We start from the raw sequence: 21,842 nt of genomic DNA, 5'->3' as shown, positions 1-21,842 counted from the left end.
TCCTTTCAGTCAGTCGATATAATTAAACAGCCTGTCAGCCGTATCTGGGCCTTTCCCGTTCTTTTGCGTTGATTGCCTGCTACCAACGAATGAATTAGCAGATGTTCGTATCGCAAAGACCTTATAACCCTGTAATAGATTGATAGCATCTTCCTGAATGACATTGGATACAATAACGATCTCTATCTCAGTTTTTCTTTGCTTTAGCTTGTCTATCATATCAAGGACAGACTTTCCAGTGTTGATCACGCTGTCAACAATAACAGCAACTCCTTGTTGTATCTCAGGAAAGTCATCGCTTTTAGAATCGAAGCTGTAGAAAGTACCGCCAAAGCCTGTATATACACCGTCACCAAAGAAACGACCGCCTCGTTCAAGTACGATGACTGCACTATCAATGTGCGGAATTATCTCTCGAATCGCTTCACCGAGCATTCTTCCGAGCCTGATATGAGCATCAGCAAGAGGAGCTCCGTTTACAGCTGAATTAGACTTGCAAATCGCAATATCATCTGTAATACTGTTGTTCTTATCAGCCAGTATGTATGGAGATTTATCGTAGATCAGGCTTATTCCTGCCGTATCAGCATCTCTTAGTGAGCGACTAAGGTATGAGCCGATATACAGATAGCCCTTATCTGCCTGCCTCAGCATATAGTAATCGTTTTTGCCGTCACCATAGGCTATAACTCCATATCCTTTACCTTGCAGCAGCTTGACCACGAAATACTTAGTATCTGCTGATATGAGAGTATTGGCTATAACATTCCTTAAACCGTGAAGCTCAGAAAGTCTGTCCCATAATTTCTTTACTCCTGAAGAAAGAATGATATAGTTTTTATCAGCTATCTTGCTGTATATTACATCATTCAGACTTAACGTAGCGAGGATATCCATGTTGTATTTCAAAAATTCTGTTTCTTGTGCGAACTTCATGGACTGATACCCTGTGTAGAAATTACCGTCAAATACATGGGTGATATAGTTGTCAGTAGATACCCTAAATGAATCCTTCTCGATGATAGTCTTGTCTCCATCAACAATATGCAGCTCGCACGGAACGGAATAAATGGAGGTGATCCTATCCACGATGCTTCCAGCCAAAGTGTAAGAACTGAATCCATTCTCGATTTGATTTATAAACTCCTGTAAGTCTGCTGATGTGGCATCATGTATAACATAGAAGTCCTTATTCCTGTTGTGGCACTCTTTACGCAGACATTCGATTTCGTAGCTCTGCCACTTGCGGATTCGCTCCACTGACAATTTGGAGAAGCGTTCGTTTTTCGGGGATAACTGAATCCTTTGAGCTATGCTTTCAGGATCACAGTATAAATACATGAACACATCATAAAGGCTGCCGTCTGCTTCGGTAAAGACAACATCATCAAGGAAAGAGTAATGACCGTCCGAGATAAAGCTATCTTCTCTTTTTGAAAGCCATTCAGCATATTTCACACGGAGTTCAGCCTTTTTATCATCGGGAAGATTTGAAAACCTTCCCGATGCCATTCGGTTTAATTCTATACTTCCGTGAATAAAAGGTGTTGTCAGCTTGCTTAACAGAGTAGTTTTTCCTGCACACGGCAGTCCGTACAGTACATACTTCATTAGCTATCACTTCCTTATAAATCTGCTGATACCGATGAAAGCGACATTTACAAGTGTTATGCCAACTGCGGCAGCAACCATACCTCCATATTTACGGACTATCTTATTCTTATTATCAGGTTTAGTATCAACAATCTTCTCAGTTTCGTTGATTTCTTCCTGAACGATTTCAGACTCAATATCAGCTTCTTCCGCCGCCTCAAGTTTTGCCATTAGTATTGCAAAATCTCTCTTGAAAGTAGTCATATCAATCGACATCTGATATTCTTCGGGACATTTGACCTCAGTTACAGCCTCCATCATTGTGCAGATGTCCTCATAGGAATACCACTGATTGCTTGTGAATCTTTCAATGAAAGAAGGAAGATAGTTGCTGGGGCATACTTTTATGTAGTGATACTTACACTCAACATCAATACGAGGATTAGTGAAAGTCACTATCTTAAAGATTTTCAGGTAATCCATTCCTGCCCGTTCAAGTGCCTTACGGAGCAGAGCTTCACGCTCGTCCATCTTGTCAACGATATTACAGTCATGGTGCATAGAGTTGCCGATTCTGTATAATTCGCCGTATTCGTCGATAAATATGTTCTTCTTGCTGTTCTTGATCTCAATAATGAAAACAGCGCGGTTGGTGAATACAATAGCATCGATTTCAGTACGTCTACCGTCAAATTCAAGCTCCACATTGTGAAGAACGCCATTCTGACAACCGAGATTCTCCAACGCCCTGAACACTTTCTGTTCTCCTGCATTGCCTGAAAACTCAGCACTGATGTTGTTGCACACAACCTTACTGCCCTTAATGAACCTTGCAAGTTCATCATCGGCTACATGACCGCGTTCATCATTCATCTTGCGAAGATGCCTTTCTACGTCCCAAAGCCGAAGATCACCGTTTTCAGCGTGTTCAGCGTTGAAGGTCAGATCAATCAGCTCTTTTTGAAGTTTCAGCAACTCTGGCAAAAACTCGCTCTTGGTGTAGGTTTCTTTAGAAAAAGCGTTTATCTGGGAAATGATCTCGTTTACTCTCTTTTCATTCATCATTTCAAATTCCTCCTTCTTATGTTGAAAACGGTTGTTTTTTCTTCTGTTTACATTATAATCTATATCACGAAATGGTTATAAAAACCGATTCCATGATTTATAAACCTTGTGATTCCTTGAAACAAGTATTTCGGTCAAATTCAGGAATATCGGGCTTTATACGGTCAATAGGTGTATCAGCTTTAGCAATTGGCGGTAAATCCACGCAATTGCCGCATAGATATACATTTCCATTTGCATAGAAGATGTTGTTGATCCCTGCACCGCACATACCTCCGTACATCGTGCAATCGTATCCTCCGGTACGAACATTGAGCTTTTGCTTGGCTTTATCGAGGAAACAGCGGAACTCGTCTAAGGATATACCGTCTGTACCGATCATACGGGAAAAGGTTATCCTGCTGTTGAACGGTTCAAAGAAAGATATCGTATCTTCCGCCGTTTTGAGCGCATCTCTGCCAACGGTACAATTCATTGAAGGATAGCAGCCGTTTACCGAATGATACAGCTCAATAGCGTGCATGACCTCAGAATGGGTATTGCACCTTAACTTGTTGTGTATCTCCGGTATTCCGTCAATTGAAAAGCCCACATTGACCTTGTGTTCCTTGAAGAAATCGAGCATTTCATCGGTTATGAGCGTTCCATTTGTTATTGTATAGGCAGCAATCCTGCCAGCGGAGAGGTAATCGCTGATGTATTCAATGTATTCGTGTAATGCTTCATAGTCAAGGAGCGGCTCACCGTTGCCCACAAAGCCGAGCTTGAACACCTCAATATTATACTTGTCAACGTGGTGCTTGATATTGTCAAGTATCGAAAAGACATTCATTTCCGCTTCAGCAAGGTATTCCGCCTTTTCAGAGGTGTGAAAGTGGCAGTAAGTGCAGTTCAGGTTACAGCGATTGTTGATGCTGATACAGGCTCGGTCAATCATTAGAATCGACGTCCTTTCTTATTCTGCTTGGTTGGCTTTTTTCGTCCGCATTCAAGGAACTCGTTATAATGATCCTCTGCTGTTAAACCGTCAATGTCGACGATTTTTGTATCAGCTCCTGCATCAAGCAGAATATCTCTGCATTTCAGGAATCCCCAGTAGCAAGCCTTTATCAAGGCGGTAAAACCATTGGCGTCTTGCTGATTGATACTTGTACGTTCATCAGCACAAAGTGCTTTAACAAATTCGACCTTGCCATCCCAAGCAGCGACCATTAAAGGCATATTACCTTCGTTTTTTTCACGCTTAATGTCCTTTTGTCTGAGTTTTCCCGCATCGTGTGGATTTCTGCTGCCGACATTTGGATCTGCATGGCATTCGTTTAATAGGAAGATAAACATTTCATAATCATTCATCTGTATCGCATGAGTCAGCGGTGGAAAGTATCTGTGCTTACAGTCTCTCTTATTAACATCTGCGCCATGATCTGTTAACCATTTGATTTTGGCTTTCCTTTGAGCTAAACTGTGCGAACGATTTCTTACCGCTGAAATAATAAGAGTATTACCGTCAGCAAGAAATGCATTTATCTCATCTTCATCAGGAGCTGTCAAATTGGAATAATCATCGGCATAATAATTATCAAGCTCTACAAGTCCTTTCATATTGACAAGTTTTTGCTTAGTAATCATGTACTCTCTTAAATGTAGAGCTGTAACCGTTTCATCACCTTTTAGAAAAGCAGAATAGTCGGCATCGTCTGTAATGATTTGTACCTCACATCCATACTTTTCAGCCGCAGTTTTTGCAACCGATATTATCTGCTCGTCCTTTTCAATGGATTTATCGCCATCATACTCCATTTTGATTACTCTTTCACCGTAACCTATACCTCTGATGATTTCCCATGCTTTTTTGCCAAGAGCACCAGCATTAGCATTTTTTATGCCGTCCAGTTCTCTTATTACAGTGTCTGGGATTACAACGATATTGTATTCCTCACCGAGTTCGTCCACTAACTGAGGATTCTTAAGAAGAGCCGATGTATCTGGAACAGCTATTTTATCGCCTCTAAGGAATTGCTCAGTCTGTTTTTCAGAATATCCGAAAACACTACAGTAAGCTTTTGCCCACTTAATAATAGTCTTTTCTCCTGCGGAACCGCTCTCTGCTCTTGAAAGCGTCGATTTATTATCAACACGATAATCATCATTTCCGCTATCAGTCAGTAGTTCTCTCATAGCTTCAAGACTTTTTACAGAGTTCTTCTCACGTAGCTGTTTCATTCTGCCGCCTAAAAACTCCATTTCCTTTTTGGTCATAGCTGATTCCTCCTCCGTACATCTGCAGGTGTGTGTTCTTTGATCATATAATACCATGCCGTTGCGTAAAAGTCAATATTTATCACATAATTGCAACAAGGAACAATAAGTTGCAACATTTTTGCTTGATGTTGTTTTTTTGCAACAAAAGAACCGAGTGCGCAACACTTTGTATGAAGTCATATATTTCTGCAACATTTTATAGAAATATGCAACATTGCAGGCACTAAACAATTTAATAACTCATTTTTGAGTTGGTGTATCAACGCCTTCACTGTCAGATTTGCTTATATTGCAACGTATAATATCACTTGATACTTTTGCACGCACCTTAGACGCTTTTCGTACTTCTACGATGTGCCTTATCTCTTGATAAGCTCCCAAAACCGCCACAAATGCTATCGTTGCGATACTTGCTCCTATAAGTACTCCATGTTCCTGTCCTTTTTGATATCCTTCATTGTGGATATCATCGATGAATTGTTCAACACCTCCGTGTTCTTTTACTATTTGGGTTAACCAAGCATAATTCCCTGGTTTCTTTGGATTCCAAGCCATACAAATCGACCGCCTTTCAAAACATAATCTAATGGGTTGACATTGCTGTAATAACATTGTATAATGACTAATAGGAAATGTCAAGTATGTTCCGAAATATAAATTTACTTTTTAGGTAAGAAAGGAAATTATATGTATTATAGCCCTGAAGTCTTGAGTAAGAATATAAAAAAAGAGCGCCAAAACCACAAGTGGTCTCAGGCGAGGTTAGGTGATAAACTTGGAGTAACCGGAAAGCAAATATCCAACTATGAAAATGACGACTCGGATAAGAGGACACTTCCGCCTTTGGAAATACTTTTGAATATGTGCAAATTCTTCGGATGTGAACTCGGATATCTCCTTGGAGAAGAAGCGTATTCTAATAAAACAAAAAACACAACAATCGTTGTTGCTGAAACAGGATTGACTGAGGAATCTATTCACCAAATAAAAACTGTTATGGGGCTTATTCCTGAAAAATTTGTTTTTTCTGAAGAAGCTGATTCATATCAAAAAATGATTAACAGGTTTATTTCGATGCCACGTTTCATAGAAGCAGTTGAAGAGTTAAAAAAAGTAGATGATCTCTATTCTGATTATGTAAAGCATAGAAATGAATACGATGAAAAGGTACGTTCTCTAAAAGAACAACTTTATAGTATGGAGCCTAAAAAAGCAAATTTTATTATTGACAACCTTAACTCACCGTTAGATTGTGACGATGCCTTTTCATCAGAAGAATTGAGTATTCGTGATTCTTTAACAGATGAAGAATTACAAGTTATACACAAGTATAGAGAACTGGAATATGATGACTATACAACTTCTGGTAAGCTCATTGATAGTCTTAAATATCGCCGTTATGCGTTGCAAGAAACAATTTCATCGTTATTATTTGATTTGTATCCCATTGATGATTCAAAGCAATAAGGTTTTATTATGTGAGTACCTTTATTCTTGGCACAGTGCATCATAATTTGTAATAATTATGCGAGAGATGTTTTTTCATCTACACTTCCTATTCAGCGGTTCAAGGTGCATCCTTGTTTTGATGGAGACTTGATTCAGGGCGGAGGGTTCCCTGAATCAAATCTTCGGGAGACTTGCGACCGAAAATCTCCGAAAGTGCAAAGAATACGGCACTTTCTATGGCTTGCTGGTAGCTTCTCACAACAAGGTATACGGCACTTTTTTTGAACCGTTTTTTGCTTCATTTTCATGTCTCGGATTTTTCAGCCGCACCTGTCACGGGTGCGGCTTTTGTGTTGCCCTCCTACTATCAGGAGATAATTTGTCCTGTTTTCAACCCTATCTGCATCTATTCTCTATTTCTGACAACGCAGCATTCAAACAGACTTGGCTGATTGTGCAAAAGAGAGAATCGCTCAAAAATTGCAGACTATTTTCTGCGATAGGGTTGAAAAACGAGCTCCTTTTCTCCAGATAGTAAGAGGGGATAATTTCCGCCTGCATCTGTTTTTGCCAAAGTTGCAAGCTGTCGCCAAAATGAAATCCTCCCACTCTCCACGACATACGCCCGCTGCTCCATTCGTCAGAGCAGCCAAAAGCAAGGAGGTTCACATGGGAAGAAACGAGAATACAACAGAAAATCCGCAGACATTGCCTACTCCCACTATTTCAGAGTACAGGATAGGCAACACCACCTATATTGTCGAGACGCATTTCTGCGGTGATGATAGCGAAACTATCAAGGCTATCATTAGCAGAATGATAGCCCGTGAAATCAAGAACGGCGATTACTCCGCCTGAATAAGCGACAAGAGAATCACAGCGCGCGAATAAATTTCTCGCTTTAAAGTCTTGAATTGATGCGGAGTATATGTTATAATAAGGTTGCGATTCGCTGTGATTGTCGGAAAGTGAGGTCAAAATGAAAGACAAAATAACAGCGCTGTATTGCCGACTCTCGCAGGACGACGTCCTCGCAGGCGAGAGCAACAGCATAAAAAATCAAAAAGCTATGCTTTTGAAATACGCACAGGACAACAAACTCCCGAATCCTCAGTTCTATGTGGACGACGGCTGGAGCGGCACAACCTTCGACCGTCCTGACTTCCAGCGAATGATACACGATATGGAGGACGGAAAAATCGGAACGATTGTAACGAAGGACTTGTCTCGTCTTGGCAGAGATTATCTGCGCACGGGCGAGTACATCGAGATAATCTTCCCCGACAACGATGTGCGCTACATCGCGATCAATGACGGAGTTGACACCGCCAAGAGCGAAAACGAGCTTGTAGCCTTCAAGAACATCTGTAATGACTGGTTTGCCCGTGATACGAGCCGAAAAATCAAGGCTGTGTTCAAGGCAAAGGGTCAGTCGGGCAAGCCGCTTGGACCTTTTCCGCCTTATGGCTACAGGAAATCTGCTGCTGACAAAAATGTCTGGGAAGTTGACGAGGAAGCCGCGGAGGTCGTTCGCCGCATATTCCGAATGTGTATTGAGGGCTATGGTCCGAAGCAGATCGCAAGTCGGCTGTCCACCGAAGGAATTCTTATCCCTACAGCCTACGCTGTGTCCAAAGGCTATATCTCTTCGGGAGCTTACAAAAATCCGTCGAGGTGGTCTAATAGTTCAGTTGCCTTGATTCTTGAAAGACAGGAATACCTCGGTCATACGGTCAACTTCAAGACTTACCGAAAGTCCTACAAGGTGCGCAAGAAGATAAAGTCGCCGCGCGAGAAATGGCTGATTTTCGAGAATACACACCCTGCAATAATCACTCAGCACGACTTTGATTTAGTACAGCAGCTCCGACAGAACCGCAGGAGAATGCAGAAATGCGAGGAGATAAATCCTTTTTCTGGAGTTGTTTACTGCGCCGACTGCGGAGCGAAGATGTATCTCAATCGCTGGCACAACGCCTCAAAAGCCGAGGAACATATGAAGTGCGCGACCTACTCCAAAGACTCGACTGAGTGCAGTGCGCATTATATCCGAACGGCAGTTTTGGATGAGCTTGTGCTCAATGAGTTGAACAAGCTCCTTCAAACCATTCACAACAGTGAAACCGATTTTGTGCGCGAAGCAATGGAAAAATCGACTGAGAACCACTCCGATGAACTGAAAAAAGCTAAGCGTACACTCCGTCAGAACGAGAAGCGTATCGCAGAACTCGATAAGCTTTTCACTCGACTTTACGAGGACAATGTCGCAGGCAAGATAACTGACGAGCGATTCATGATGATGTCAAAGTCCTACGAAGCAGAGCAGTCTAAGCTGAAAGAGGATAGCGCGGCTCTGAACGCTCTTGTTGAGGCAAAAGAGCAGAAAACGGAAGATATTTCCAGATTTGTCAGCCTTGTCCGCAAATATGAGTACATAACCGAGCTCACGCCTGAGATAATGCACGAACTCATCGAGCGGATAGAAGTCCATGCTCCCGATAAATCTACGGGTAACCGTCAGCAGAAGGTGGATATTTACTTCCGCTTTAAGGTAGCCGTTGCTTCGGCGGTCATATCTCGGAAAAACTACACAAAAAGAGAGCAGGCTGCATGATTATGCAGCCTGCCATCTAAAACTATAATTTCTTCTTTCGGGCGTCCCTTTTTCAAAAGGGTTTTCCTCAATAAATTCTCACAAATACTTCTCTATGCGTATTACACATATGATCGGTCTTTTTTCATATTATAAGGGGCGCACATTGTGCGCCCCTAAAATCTTAGTTCTTAGCTCTTAGTTCTGTTTACTTCTTTGAAGAAGCTCTCTGGAAGAACTTCACTATCTCAACAACAGGCACTATGCAGGCACCTATGAGGAATGCAAAGAGATAATCGGAACCGTTAAGCTGAGTAAGTGAGAATATATCCCTGAGCTTCGGTATAAAGAGTACGGGGATAGTGAGCACGGCTGAAAGGGCGATAGCTCCGATAAGGACTATATTTCTGCTCTTCATTTTGAAGATAGAGCCTTTAAGGCTTCTCATGTTCCATGCATGGAGCATTTCGCATACGCAGAGGGTGATGAAAGCCATTGTCATAGCTGCGCCGTGTCCCTCGTTCTGATAGCCTACAACGTAGGAGATAAGGCTGAGTATTGCTATCAGTGTACCCTGCCACAGAAGATTTATGCCGAGACCGTCTGAGAAGATGTGGGAATTACTGCTTCGCGGTTTGCGTGACATAATGCCTTTTTCAGCAGGCTCCATGCCGAGAGCTATTGCAGGGAAACAGTCTGAGATAAGGTTTATCCAGAGCAGATGTACAGGCTTGAATATCACGAACGAGCCATTTGTGAGACTGCCGAGACCGATAGTAGCCATAAGTATGCACAGCACTTCGCTGAGGTTGCTGGAAAGCAGGAACTGTATAGCCTTGCGGATATTGTCATAGATACGTCTGCCTTCCTCGACAGCGCCTACGATAGTTGCGAAGTTGTCGTCGGTAAGGACCATATCCGCAACGTTCTTTGTAACGTCCGTACCTGTGATACCCATACCAACGCCGATATCCGCGCTCTTGATGGACGGAGCGTCGTTTACGCCGTCGCCTGTCATAGCTGTTGTCATGTTCTTCTTGCGCCATGCGTTGACTATACGTACCTTGTGCTCAGGCTGTACACGGGCATATACGCTGTAGTCCTCAACGTGTGCGTTGAACTCGTTATCGGGAATCTTTGAGAGCTCTGCGCCTGTGAGAGCCTGCTGACCCTCGCCGAGGATTCCCAGCTCCTTTGCGATAGCAACGGCTGTATCCCTGTGGTCGCCTGTTATCATGACAGGACGTATGCCTGCTGTGCGGCAGAGACCGATAGCGTCCTTGACTTCGGGACGGACAGGGTCTATCATACCTGTCATGCCTATGTATATAAGATCATGCTCGAGACCTTCGGGTGAGGTATCTGCGGGGAGCTCGTCGTACTCACGGTAAGCCGCAAGGAGAACTCTCAGAGCCTGGTCTGCCATTTCCTTGTTTCTGCGGAGTATCTCAAGTCTGTCGGACTCCGTCATAATGCGGACGCCGCCCTCTTTGTACATATGGGTGCAGTTTTTCAGCACCTCGTCAGGAGCGCCCTTGGTGTACTGTACATAGCCCTTATCGGTCTTGTGTACAGTGGACATCATCTTTCTGAGAGAATCAAAGGGAGCTTCTGCAACTCTCGGAGTTGCTGCCTCCAGCTCGTACTTTTTAAGTCCGCACTTGTGTGCGTAAGCTACGAGAGCAGCCTCTGTAGGCTCGCCCGCAACTGTGTCGTCGGAGTTGAGGACAGCGTCGCAGCAGAGCGCCATAGCCTTTGCAAGGAGCTCCTTGTCGTCTGTATTCTCGTGAACGACTGTCATCTTGTTCTGTGTGAGAGTACCTGTCTTATCGGAGCATATTACCTGAGCGCAGCCGAGAGCCTCAACGGCGGTAAGTCTGCGTATGATAGCTCCGCGCTTGGACATATTGGTAACGCCGATAGAGAGAACGACTGTGACAACTGCCGCAAGTCCCTCCGGAATAGCCGCAACAGCAAGGCTTACAGCTATCATGAACGAGTCAAGGAAGCCGGGGAGCGTGATAGCGCCGTTCTTCACGAGCATCTGTAATATGTTGATTCCAAGTATGATAACGCAGATAACGAGAACTGCCACTGAAAGTATCTTGCTGAGCTGGTCGAGGCTCTTCTGGAGAGGAGTCTCGTCATCGTCTGCATTTGCTATAGCACCTGCTATCTTGCCCATTTCGGTCTGCATACCTGTAGCGACTACGACTGCTTCCGCACGGCCGTAAGCGATACTGCTGCCCATGTAGAGCATATTCTTTCTGTCGCCGAGAGGTACTTCCTCGCCCGAGAGCACTCCGCTCTCCTTTTCGGAGGGGACGCTTTCGCCTGTGAGGGCTGATTCTTCGGCTTTAAGTGCAGCCGCTTCGAGTATACGGCAGTCCGCAGGGACATTGTCGCCTGCCTCGAGAGCTATTACGTCACCGGGGACGAGCTCCGAACTGGGTATCACTATCATCTCGCCCGAGCGGTAAACCTTGCTCTGTGCGGCGCTCATAGCCTGCAGGGCTTCGATAGCGGATTCGGCTTTGTTTTCCTGATAAACTCCGAGAACAGCGTTTGCGATGACAACGAACATGATGATGAATACGTCCGCGTCAAGCTTGCCCTCGGAAACTATGCCTGTAATAGCTGATATTACGGCAGCTGCGATAAGAACGAGTATCATGGGATTCTTGAACTGCTCTATGAACCTTGCAAGCAGCGTGGGCTTCGGCGGCTCGTCGAGCTTGTTCTGACCTACCTTTTCAAGGCGCTTTGCAGCCTCTTCTGCGGTAAGTCCCGAAGCCGAACTTTTGACTTCTTTAAGGACCGATTCGGTTGATTCAAGATAGTGTTTCATTTTTTCCTCCAATATCCTTTAGCACCGTGTGGTTTAATGCAACGGATTTCACATTATATCAGTACTAAACAGATATAATTTTATCATTTACTGCGAAAAAAGTCAAGATACTAAGATGTCAGGAAGGTGACAGAACTGTGTTCGCAAAGTGAAATACGATCACGGGCAATAAAAAAGCAAAGGAGCCCATTCTGACCGGGAATGGGCTCCTTCACTCGGGAGTTGAAGCGGAACTCCCTATATGAAAAATCACTGTATGATTTACTGCGAAACAAGCAAGGAATGGAAATTCTGAATTTCTGTTTTTTCTTTCAAGCGTTTAGATAGAGATGGTTTTTTAAAGAGAGATCTGAAAGCGTCATATGTTCATTGTTTGTTCCGATTGTGCAGCATACGAATGATCATCATCGGGGGTAGGGGGACGGAAAAATGGGACCTGCCGAATGCTCGGCAGTGTTCCACATTCCGCTTTTTGGATATGATGTATTAGAGAAGATGTGGTTTTGATCAACTAGACAGGCATCACGACCGCTGCAAATGAGATCGTTTTGCCCGCTTTTTAGGTTAGTCGCCAGAAAGTGACTGCGCGATCATTTGTCTGTCAGATTGATCTGTTGTCAGATAAAGTTCAGCGTCAGTTACTTGATAGAATAAAATGAATGTTGGATATCTTTTATCAGTAAAGGTTAAGTCTGTTGCAGCTCAGCGTATCAGATAACGAATACGCGTCGGATAAATCGGCATTTCAGTGTTTTTATAATAGAGTATTGTTAGGGATAGAGGTTAGGCTTTATTATGTAAACTATTGTTTAGAATTTTCTGAGTTTTTTTAGATCCTTTGGAACAGCTGGTTGGTTATTCCACCAAAAACAAGCGGAATTTGCGTTTCTCGCTGCTGTTTTTACTGATTTTGCTACGATAGTTTTCATTATGATGTCTGTGACAGCGTGCCGGGTTTTCTTCATAAGAATGAAATACCTCCTTATAAATGATTGAGCGGGCACTTTCTGGACAACGCCTAAGTATATTATATTTATAAATCCGAAAAAGTCAATAACTTTGCACTAAACGCCGTTTATTTGCATTTTTTATCCGTAATTTATATTTTTTTACTGTTTCAGGAGCAGATCCTGATGCTTTTTTTATCCCTTTAAATCGGCAAAAGGCGGACCTGTAGTCAGTCCGCCTTACTTATTCTTATCTGTCAGATACACTGTGAACTCTCTTTTTTGACCCCCGACCACACAGTTTACGACCTCTGTATCCCACCAATGAAGGATATCCCGAAGGTCTTTCAGAAAATATCCCTTTGCGTCGGGATCGCCGTCAAAGATATGCGGGAAATCCCTTACTATAAGGACTATCTTTTCTTCGCTTATCCATGAAAGATCGGTCATCCAGTCGTTATAGCGCGGATAATTCATAAGATATCTTTCCGTATCCTTGTATGCTCCGCTGTACCATACGGCAGTCTTTCTGTCGTTTTCGGTATAAACGGGAAAACGGAAGGCTTCCGCCATAGCGTACAGCCATTCCTTTTCCGTATGTATGGTCTTTCCGTCAATTTCTGCTGTGTATGCGCCCTTTTCGTTGTTTCTGATATCGGAAACGGCGCTGTCCGGTATTGTTTTTATCTCGTTTTTCATAAATTTGATATTTCCAGCTCTGTACCGAGACTGACAGCTTTTTCTACGGCGTGCTGAAGTACTGTTATAAAGTCTTCACCGTCGCTCGTTACGAAATAGTTGGAAAGGTCGGTTATATCAGGGCTTATATTACTGCCCCACGGCGGTTGTTTTGAGAGGTCATCCATGTCCCATACAACTTTATCCGCGGAAAAGCGTTTGAGCTCTGCCTTTATCAGTGCGATTTCTTCAAGAGCGGCGGAAAGCTCGTTAATTTCGAGCCGTCCGTTATCGCAAAGGTTTTTTATCATGGGGAACCGCTCTCCCTGCCTGCCGTTTTCGAGATTGCAGGCTACAGTGGAGAAAAACGAAAACAGGAAATCGGCAGAGCCTACCTGATACCAATAAAACTTTACCTTGAATCCTACTGACATTTTTTCACCTCTGTTTTCTCAGAAATCGAATTCTACCCTGTGCTCTTCGCCGTTTTCCGCAGCGAGCACTGCATATTCGTTGGTGATTTCCTTTATTTCCTCGAACCATGTGTCCTCGTCAACGAGGTATTTCTTCCACTGAGTCGTGCTCAGACCCGGGAGATAGTTCTCGAAAGGCGGCTGGAGCTTGTATATGACTGCTCCCCAGCCGATAACCACGCAGTATTTCTCGTTTTCTGCGATCTTCGCGTCACATGGGTCGTCCTTGCCGAATTTGGCGATAGTGGCTATTTTCATGTTATTGTCTGCATTACGCAGGATAACGGTCTCGTATTCGTGACCCACGATGTAGCTTTTGCTTCTTGTCAGCTCCTTTTCGCAGTCCTTTGCAGTTTCGGTTTTTTCTGCCTTTTTGGAGCTCTTTTTGCTTTTGTCGCTGCTCTTTTCAGCAGCTTTTTCAGATTTGCCGCTTTTTTCAGCTTCGGGAGCTTTTTCCTCGGTCTTGGGTGCCTTTTCCTTCTTTTTAAGCCTGAAGCCGCCGTTTTTGCGGACTCTCAGGCAGAATATCAGCGCCGCAAGTGCAAGGAGCGTTATCAGGGCACCTGCCTTTAATGCGGGAACATGGTATCTGAACTCGATATCGTGGCTGCCTGCCCCGACATTGAAGCCGATAAGCGTACCGAGCACCTTGAAATCCGAGGTCTTTTTTCCGTCAACGTAGACTGTCCAGCCGCCGTCCTGAGGGATAGATGTCATTACAAGACCTGCCTCGGAGGCGTTGAGAGAGCCCTTGATACGGGTGTTCTTAAAGGACGAGACCTCGAGTCCGTTTGCCTTTACGTTGTCGTAAACAGCGTTCCATTTGTCCATGTTGAAGCGGTAGAGGTCGAGTCCGAAGCTGCCTCTGCCGATATCATTGGCGGTATACTCTATGCGTATCTCCGTACCCGGTTCATATGAGCCGATACATCTGAACTTTTCTGCTCCGAGGTCGTAGTTGCTGCCGTTTACGGTAAGCTGACCGCCGCCGAAGTTATGCTCGAGATATATGGGCATATCGTCCTGTGCGATATATACCCATGTTATGGTCACGGGAAGATTGTCGTCTATCCTTGAGAAGTCATGATACATCCATACGCCGTTGGAGGTGTCGATATCTGCGTTATCGTTTATGAAGTCCGCAGGGTCTATATGCTCGAATACGTCAGTCCCGCTGCCGCAGAGCTTGTTGAGGAGGTCGTTCTGATCGTATACAGCCTGTACATTGTCGGGCGTTACCGTTGCTGTGAGTATCTCCTTTGAAGCTGCGAAAGCGATGGGGAAAGGAGTTTTGTTCTCCCATACGAGACAGTCGTCGTTATTGTCGATGAGTTCATAGCCCTTGCCGCTTCTTGACTCGAAATACCTGCCCCTGTCGATGATGTACTTTATTCCGAAGAGGCTGTTCTGGAAGAGGGAGGAGTTGTTATACACCGAGCTTACGTTGTTTGCGTATATCCTGTTGCCCATGTCGCGGAGAAGGTCGTATACTCCGTGGTTAAGGGTGGAGCCGTAGTAGCCGATACCCTTGAAATCGCCTATCATCGAGGTATTGAACGTCCAGCCCTCGTTGGCTTCGATACGGTAGAACTCGTTCTTTCCGCTGTCGTACTTGGTGCCGTATTTGTAAAGGGCTTCGCTGACCCTGATGAACGAGTCCATGTTGGATACAGGGATACCGCCGCTGTCAGCTGTTGCCACATTGACCTTGTTCCTGCATATCTCCTCAGTCATTGCAACTGAAAGAAGTATACTTGTAACAAAGGCGCAGAAGCGGAGTCCGCCTGCCTTTGCCTTGTAGAGCTTTGCTGACTTTTCTTCTTCATCGGAGAGCTTTTTGCCCTCGGTTTCGGCTGCCTTTTCGAGCTTTTCTGCCTGCTTGTCCATATACTGGCTGAAATAGCCGAATATCACGCTGAATGCCATAAGGACAGCAAATACGATAATGAGCTTGTTCCAGTAGGAGAGCTTGTCCAGCTTTTCCTGTGAGAGATTGCCGAATTTCGCATATCCCGTGAAGAACAGCGCTATTATCAGCGAGGCGATTATGCTTGTGAGCTTTATGCCCTTTCTCTTTGCTATTCCCTCTGAAACGACTATCGCTATGGCAAGGGAGAAGAGGAAGCTCCAGCGTCCAGGGAGCTGATTTGGGAAGTGGAAGCCGTTGAACAGCCAGTCCATAGGATTATAGTTGAGACCTGCGTAGAGAACGCCCAGAAATCCGCCTGTGAGGAGCTTGTTCTTCGGCTTTATCTCAGTGTTCATGAAGTACAGCGGGATAAGCAGGAACGCGAAGAGTCCCACAGCTATATTTGCAACGCCGTATTCAAGTGACGCAGGAGTTGTGGGGAGCATTGCGGAAACGTTCTCCGCAAGGGTGTGATACCACTGCTTGAAGTCAAATCTGCCCTCGTTTGCGGATTCTGTAAGGGAGAGTCCCTTTAACGTAGGGAGAAGAATGAATGCTGTGAGAAGTCCGCCGAGCACGGAATAAAGGCTGAAACGTCCGAAAAGTGCGGCTCTTGCCTTGATATTCGCCTTTACGCAGAGCTTTTTGCCGTCTTTATCGGTGTATTCCCTCTTGAGCCACTCCGCAATGAAGTAGAAGCCCGTGAAAAGACATACTCCGAAGCCTGTATAGAAATTGGTATAGATAGTAAGCGCAAGGGTTACAACATACATGAGGGGCGACTTGCCGTTCATCATTTTTTCAAGTCCGAAAAGCACCAGCGGAGCAAGGAAAAGTCCGTCAGTCCACATGAACTGCATGATAAATGATGTTGCGTAGGAGCAGAGACCGTAACCTATGGAGGCTGCCATTATAACGGGGCTCTTGCTTCTGAACCTGTACTCTGCGTAGAGCTGGCAGGCTGCCGCTCCGAGACCGAACCTCAGCAGAGCTACCATATCTATATAGGTTATGCACTTTGCAAAGGGAACAAGTCCGAAGGGTATAAGGAATATGCTCCTTGTGTAGAAGGCGTTCTGCACCCAGTTATTGAAGCCGAGAGCGCCGCTCCAGTTGTACATTGCCTCGGAAAATCCGTGGTCAAGGGCAAACTTGCGGTACATGGGGAAGTACTGTCCCCAGAGGTCGATGGAAAGGATATCGTTGGGACCGTATGGAGATATCTCCTTTTTCTTGAATATAACGATACCTGTCGCAATTGCTATGGTGAATACTATCAGTACTCTCAGCACGGAACCGAGAGTATCCATGTTTTTTTTCAGGAAATCAGCTTTCGGGGCTTTAGATGACACAGCTTATCCCTTCCTTTCTTACTTATTATCGCTTTTTATGACTTTTTCGTTGTAGGTTATGAGCTTATTCAGTACAAACTGTATCACTGATACGAATATCAGCACTATAAGCTTCAGGAGTGCAAAGTTCATTCTGTTCTTGAAAAGATGTATGCAAGCTGTTGAAATTCCCATGCCGAGGAGCGTTATGCCTCCGTAGGAAGCGGCTCGCGCAAGGAATTTGCCCTTTACCTTGAAATTCCAGAAGGTATTGGTAGTGAATGTGAAAAGGAAGCCGACGATGTTTCCGATTATGCTTGCGGCTTCGGGAACGCTTTTCATTACGGTCTTTGCAAGTCCGAGGGAAACGGAATAGTCAAGGACAAATGCAAGGACGCCGAAAACTCCGTAGAGGAAGATATTCCTGAGAATGGGGTACCTGATGAAAGTGAAGCGCACAAGCGACTTCATATAGCCGATGATGAAGGGTATAAGGCGGCGCTTGGACTCGCCGTACTTGCGCTTCTGAAAGGATATGGGCACTTCGCCTATTTTCAGGTCGGGCTTGTTCTGCTTCATACGCAGGAGGACCTCCTGCAGTACGTCGTAGTTCACGTTTTCAAGCTCCACATTTTTGAGCTGCTCGGTGCGGTAGAGGCGGTAGTCCGTGGAGATGTCCTTTGCCTTTATGCCCAGGCAGATACGGAAAAATCCGTTGAGTATATGCGACATGATTATTGAGCTCTTCGCGTCGTTGGTCTCGCCGCCCTCGGTGTAGCGCGAGCCTATGACAAGGTCGCAGTTTTCCTCAGTGAACTTCTTATACATTGAGGGGATATACTTCGGGTCGTGGGAGCCGTCGCTGTCAAGTATGAGGAACTTGTCCTTTTCCGCATATTTTATGCCTGTTTTGAAAGCTCCGCCGAAGCCGGGGAACTCCTGATTTATATATCTTGCCCCGAACTGAGCGCATACCTCTGAGGTATTGTCGAGGGGCTCCTTCGTGTCAATGACCAGTATCTCGTACTCCTCGGGGAGACTGTCCATCATTTCCTTTATTTTAGGCAGCAGGAATGCAAGATTCTCCGCTTCCTTGTATGCCAGCAGTACAACGCTGATACCCATTGCTTATTACTCCGTTTCTCATCTGAATATTGCCTGTAAAAGGCGAAAAAGCGGCTTATCCGCTAAACAATATACAAAAATATTATAACATTATGTATATCATTTGTCAACCATAAATTAAGTGCTCCACAAAAAGTTAGTAGTGTGTAACAGCATATACTATATAATAATTTGCTTACACATATATTAGACGGATAAAAATGCAAAAACTCTTAGTAAAACTGAAAAATTTTCCCGGAGCAGTTATTGAACGGGCAATAAGCCTGAAATACTGAGATTTTATACGGTCTCTCCTTTGGCGATACGCTCTGCAAGGTCGTTGAGATAGACCCAGCGCTCCATTTTTTCCGAAAGCTCCTGTTCGAGGAGCTCTTTTTTGTCGGAAAGCTCCTGCAGTTTCACATAATCCGAAGCGTTTGAGGCGATTTCCTTTTCGGTATCGGCGATATCCTGCTCGAGCTTTGCGATATCGTCGTCGATAGTGTCGTATTCACGCTGCTCCTTGAAGGAAAATCTCAGCTTTGTCCTGCCGGTGTAAACGCGCTCCTTCTTCTCGCCCTTCTTTCTGGACTTATTCTCCTCCGCGGAGCTGTCCGCAAGGACTTTTTCCGCGTAATCCGTGTAATTTCCGTTATATCTCGTGCACTTGCCGTCCCTGAATTCAAATATCTCGTCCGCCATTTTGTCAAGGAAATACCTGTCGTGGGAGACAGCGATAACAGCTCCGCTGAAATTCTCAAGGTAGTCCTCGAGTATGGTGAGAGTCGCTATATCAAGGTCGTTGGTAGGCTCGTCAAGGAGGAGTATATTCGGCGCTGTCATGAGTATTTTCAGCAGATACAGCCTTTTTCTCTCGCCGCCCGAGAGCTTTTCTATCCTGTTCCACTGGAGCTCCGGCGTAAAGAGGAAGGGTTCCAGCATTTGCGAAGCCGTCACCACGCCGTCGGGAGTCTGCACACGGTCGGCGGTCTCGCGGATATACTCGATAACGCGGAGCGTGGGGTCCATAGTCTCGCATTCCTGCGAAAAATAGCCTATATTCACTGTATCGCCGAGGACTATCCTGCCCTTGTCGGGCTGCACCTGTCCCATGAGCATTTTCAGGAAGGTACTCTTTCCCGCACCGTTCCTGCCGACGATACCTATTCTTGCGTCACGGGAAATTATGTAGGAAAAGTCGCTGATAAGGGGCTTTCCGTCAACAGACTTGCTGATATCTTCTATTTCGATGGTCTTTTTGCCCAGTCTCGACGAAACGGACTGCAATTTCAGCTTTTCCGCCTCAACGGGGATATCCCTGTTTTTCAGGGCTTCAAAGCGCTCTATCCTGTCCTTCGACTTGGTCCCTCTCGCACGGGCGCCCCTGCTTATCCATTCAAGCTCGCGGCGGTAAAGGGACTTGTTCTTCCGCTCGGCAGCAGCCTCGTCGGCTTCGCGCTGAGCCTTTCTCAGCAGGTATTCGCTGTAATTGCCTTCGCAGGTGTATACCCTGCCCTTTTCGACCTCCGCAATCTTTCCGCATATCTTGTTGAGGAAGTATCTGTCGTGGGTGACCATTACGATAGCGCCCCTGTAGCGCAGCAGCAGGTCCTCGAGGAGCTGTGCGGTCTCGTTGTCGATATGGTTGGTAGGCTCGTCAAGGAGCAGCACATCGCTGGGCTGGATAAGTGCTGCGGCAATGCCTGCACGTCTTTTTTCACCGCCCGAAAGAGTGCTTATATCCCTGTCATAGTCGGGAAGCCCCAGCTTGTCCAGTACAGACTTCGCCTCGTACTCCTTTGAGTGCATAAGGTCGGCAGGAAGGTGAGCGAGGACCTGTCCGAGGACGCTTCCGCAGTCGTCAAACTCGGGTATCTGCGGCAGATAGGATATCCTTATGCCGTTAGTGCGTATGACCTCGCCGCTGTCGGGCTCCTCAGCCCCTGCAAGTATCCTCAGCAGGGTGGACTTTCCCGTACCGTTTATACCGATGATCCCTATCTTGTCGCCTTCGTTCAGAAAAAACGAAACGTCGTCAAGAACTTTTCTCTCCATATAGGTCTTTGATATGTTCTGAGCTGTTAAAAGTATCACTTTAACTCTCCTTAATTTAATGTTTTGAAAAATGCGCAAAATGCGACTGCACCCAATCATTATATCACAACGTCCGCATAAAATCAATATAAGCCTGATTATACAGCCATATGCAAAACTTAGTACTTATGTGTGAAAATCGCTGTATCAGACAGCTATTTGAATATTAAACATTGTAAATTAAGTAGGTTTTTATACATTTTGTTGCGGAATTGTTTCAAAACAGTTGACAGGGGAAAACATTTTAAGTATAATAAACAGTATAATGCAGTATTAGTCATAAAGTATGGGGACGCTTTCATTTAAGTGGTGACAGCAGAAATTTAAGGAGGAATAATTGAGATGAAAAAAATGATTGCAGCAGTCACATCAATGGTGATGCTGTGCGGAATGACATCGTGTGGAACAAAAGATGAAAAAGACAGCAACAGCAAAAAGACAGTCGGCATATGTATGCCAACTGCCGAGCTCGAACGCTGGAACACTGACGGCGAATACCTCAAGAATTCTTTTGAGAAGGCAGGCTATGAGGTAAAGCTCACTTTTTCAAATAACGATGCGACACGCCAGAACAATGATGTTCTCGGCATACTTAATGAGGGAGTTGATCTTCTTCTCATCGCGGCAGTAGACGGAAACGCCCTTGCAAAGCCTCTCGACGAAGCTATGGGAAAGGGTGTGCCTGTAGTTGCTTACGACCGCCTTATCATGAACACAAAGGCTATCACATATTACATATCCTTTGACAACCTCGAGGTCGGCAAACTCCAGGGAGCCTATATACGCGACGCACTCGACCTTGACCACACATCGGGTCCTTACAATATCGAGATAGTATCGGGAGACTCCGCAGACAACAATGCGCGTATGTTCTTCGACGGCGCTTATGATGTCATACAGCCTTATATCGAATCGGGCAAGCTCCGTATACTCTCGGGCAATACCACCTTTGAGGATACTGCTACAAAGGGCTGGCTGACAAGCAATGCCGAAAAGGACATGAAGAAGACCTTCGGCAAGTACTATACAAGCGAAAAGCTCGACGCAGTATTATGTGCCAACGATTCTACCGCACTCGGCGTAACAAAGGCTCTCGCAGGAAACTACAAGGGCAATAATCAGCCTGTTATAACAGGTCAGGACGGCGATATCGACAACCTCAAGAATATCATTGACGGAAAGCAGTCCATGACTGTATTCAAGAACGTCCGCGATGAAGCAAGCGTAGCTTTCGAGGTCAGCAAGAGGATACTCAACGGTGAGACGCCTACAGGCAGACTTATCGACTCTCTCGCAGTTGACGTAAGATACGATACCGAGTCCTATCAGAACGGTGCAAAGTATGTTCAGTCCTATCTGCTCGTTCCTACAGTCCTCACAAAGGACAACCTGCAGGTAATGGTAAACACAGGTATGTACAAGTGGGACGATTCGGGCAAATACATCGAAGCTGTAACAAAGGCAGCGGAAAAATAAAGCTTTCTACCAATACTCTA

16 protein-coding genes are annotated in these 21,842 nt (G+C 45.1%); 4 read left to right on the top strand and 12 right to left on the bottom strand.

Annotation, left to right across the window (positions count from 1 at the left end):
- Positions 1-9 precede the first annotated feature (9 nt).
- The 5 genes from IKW96_RS03915 to IKW96_RS03895 all read right to left on the bottom strand — a co-directional run bounded on the left by IKW96_RS03915 (position 10) and on the right by IKW96_RS03895 (position 5,475).
- Positions 10-1,611, bottom strand: a complete 1,602-nt coding sequence (locus IKW96_RS03915) for a uracil phosphoribosyltransferase (RefSeq protein WP_296570547.1) — start codon at positions 1,609-1,611, stop codon at positions 10-12.
- 6 nt (positions 1,612-1,617) lie between these two features.
- Positions 1,618-2,658: a nuclease-related domain-containing protein gene (locus IKW96_RS03910; protein WP_296570544.1), complete on the bottom strand. Its 1,041-nt coding sequence runs from the start codon at positions 2,656-2,658 to the stop codon at positions 1,618-1,620.
- A 97-nt stretch (positions 2,659-2,755) separates the two neighbouring features.
- Complete coding sequence (locus IKW96_RS03905) at positions 2,756-3,595, bottom strand: radical SAM protein (RefSeq protein WP_296570540.1); 840 nt, start codon at positions 3,593-3,595, stop codon at positions 2,756-2,758.
- Positions 3,595-4,917, bottom strand: a complete 1,323-nt coding sequence (locus IKW96_RS03900) for an ankyrin repeat domain-containing protein (RefSeq protein ID WP_296570538.1) — start codon at positions 4,915-4,917, stop codon at positions 3,595-3,597. Before IKW96_RS03900 ends, IKW96_RS03905 begins: the two co-directional genes overlap by 1 nt.
- A gap of 243 nt (positions 4,918-5,160) precedes the next feature.
- The gene (locus IKW96_RS03895; RefSeq protein WP_296570535.1) at positions 5,161-5,475 is read right to left on the bottom strand and encodes a hypothetical protein; all 315 of its coding nucleotides are present in this window, start codon (positions 5,473-5,475) and stop codon (positions 5,161-5,163) included.
- Between the two features lie 132 nt (positions 5,476-5,607).
- Here IKW96_RS03895 and IKW96_RS03890 point away from each other — a divergent pair, with 132 nt between their 5' ends.
- The 3 genes from IKW96_RS03890 to IKW96_RS03880 all read left to right on the top strand — a co-directional run bounded on the left by IKW96_RS03890 (position 5,608) and on the right by IKW96_RS03880 (position 8,983).
- Positions 5,608-6,387, top strand: a complete 780-nt coding sequence (locus IKW96_RS03890; RefSeq protein WP_296570534.1) for a helix-turn-helix transcriptional regulator — start codon at positions 5,608-5,610, stop codon at positions 6,385-6,387.
- A 651-nt stretch (positions 6,388-7,038) separates the two neighbouring features.
- Complete coding sequence (locus IKW96_RS03885; protein ID WP_296570532.1) at positions 7,039-7,227, top strand: transposon-encoded TnpW family protein; 189 nt, start codon at positions 7,039-7,041, stop codon at positions 7,225-7,227.
- Between the two features lie 121 nt (positions 7,228-7,348).
- Positions 7,349-8,983, top strand: coding sequence for a recombinase family protein (locus IKW96_RS03880; RefSeq protein ID WP_296570530.1), 1,635 nt, complete (start codon positions 7,349-7,351; stop codon positions 8,981-8,983).
- Positions 8,984-9,170: 187 nt separating this feature from the next.
- On the opposite strand, the gene IKW96_RS03875 is transcribed toward IKW96_RS03880, so the two are convergent.
- The 7 genes from IKW96_RS03875 to IKW96_RS03845 all read right to left on the bottom strand — a co-directional run bounded on the left by IKW96_RS03875 (position 9,171) and on the right by IKW96_RS03845 (position 20,346).
- Positions 9,171-11,810 carry a cation-translocating P-type ATPase gene (locus tag IKW96_RS03875; protein ID WP_296570528.1) on the bottom strand — a complete coding sequence of 880 codons (2,640 nt, stop codon included), beginning with the start codon at positions 11,808-11,810 and terminating at the stop codon, positions 9,171-9,173.
- Between the two features lie 809 nt (positions 11,811-12,619).
- Positions 12,620-12,739 carry a cyclic lactone autoinducer peptide gene (locus tag IKW96_RS03870; protein ID WP_296570677.1) on the bottom strand — a complete coding sequence of 40 codons (120 nt, stop codon included), beginning with the start codon at positions 12,737-12,739 and terminating at the stop codon, positions 12,620-12,622.
- A 258-nt stretch (positions 12,740-12,997) separates the two neighbouring features.
- A complete protein-coding gene (locus IKW96_RS03865; RefSeq protein ID WP_296570524.1) occupies positions 12,998-13,456 on the bottom strand; it encodes a hypothetical protein in 459 nt (152 codons plus the stop codon).
- Positions 13,453-13,869: an immunity 70 family protein gene (locus IKW96_RS03860; RefSeq protein ID WP_296570522.1), complete on the bottom strand. Its 417-nt coding sequence runs from the start codon at positions 13,867-13,869 to the stop codon at positions 13,453-13,455. The genes IKW96_RS03865 and IKW96_RS03860 overlap by 4 nt, the downstream gene beginning before the upstream one ends.
- 18 nt (positions 13,870-13,887) lie before the next feature.
- Positions 13,888-17,169 carry a YfhO family protein gene (locus tag IKW96_RS03855; protein ID WP_296570518.1) on the bottom strand — a complete coding sequence of 1,094 codons (3,282 nt, stop codon included), beginning with the start codon at positions 17,167-17,169 and terminating at the stop codon, positions 13,888-13,890.
- An 18-nt stretch (positions 17,170-17,187) separates the two neighbouring features.
- Positions 17,188-18,273, bottom strand: coding sequence for a glycosyltransferase (locus tag IKW96_RS03850; protein ID WP_296570514.1), 1,086 nt, complete (start codon positions 18,271-18,273; stop codon positions 17,188-17,190).
- 279 nt (positions 18,274-18,552) lie between these two features.
- Positions 18,553-20,346: an ABC-F family ATP-binding cassette domain-containing protein gene (locus tag IKW96_RS03845; RefSeq protein WP_296570511.1), complete on the bottom strand. Its 1,794-nt coding sequence runs from the start codon at positions 20,344-20,346 to the stop codon at positions 18,553-18,555.
- 342 nt (positions 20,347-20,688) lie between these two features.
- Here IKW96_RS03845 and IKW96_RS03840 point away from each other — a divergent pair, with 342 nt between their 5' ends.
- Positions 20,689-21,822, top strand: a complete 1,134-nt coding sequence (locus IKW96_RS03840) for a sugar-binding protein (protein ID WP_296570508.1) — start codon at positions 20,689-20,691, stop codon at positions 21,820-21,822.
- The last annotated feature ends 20 nt before the right edge of the window (positions 21,823-21,842 follow it).

The organism is Ruminococcus sp., assembly GCF_017549005.1.
In the GTDB taxonomy this organism is placed as follows: Bacteria; Bacillota; Clostridia; order Oscillospirales; family Ruminococcaceae; genus Ruminococcus.
This window is presented reverse-complemented; position numbering and strand designations above follow the sequence as displayed.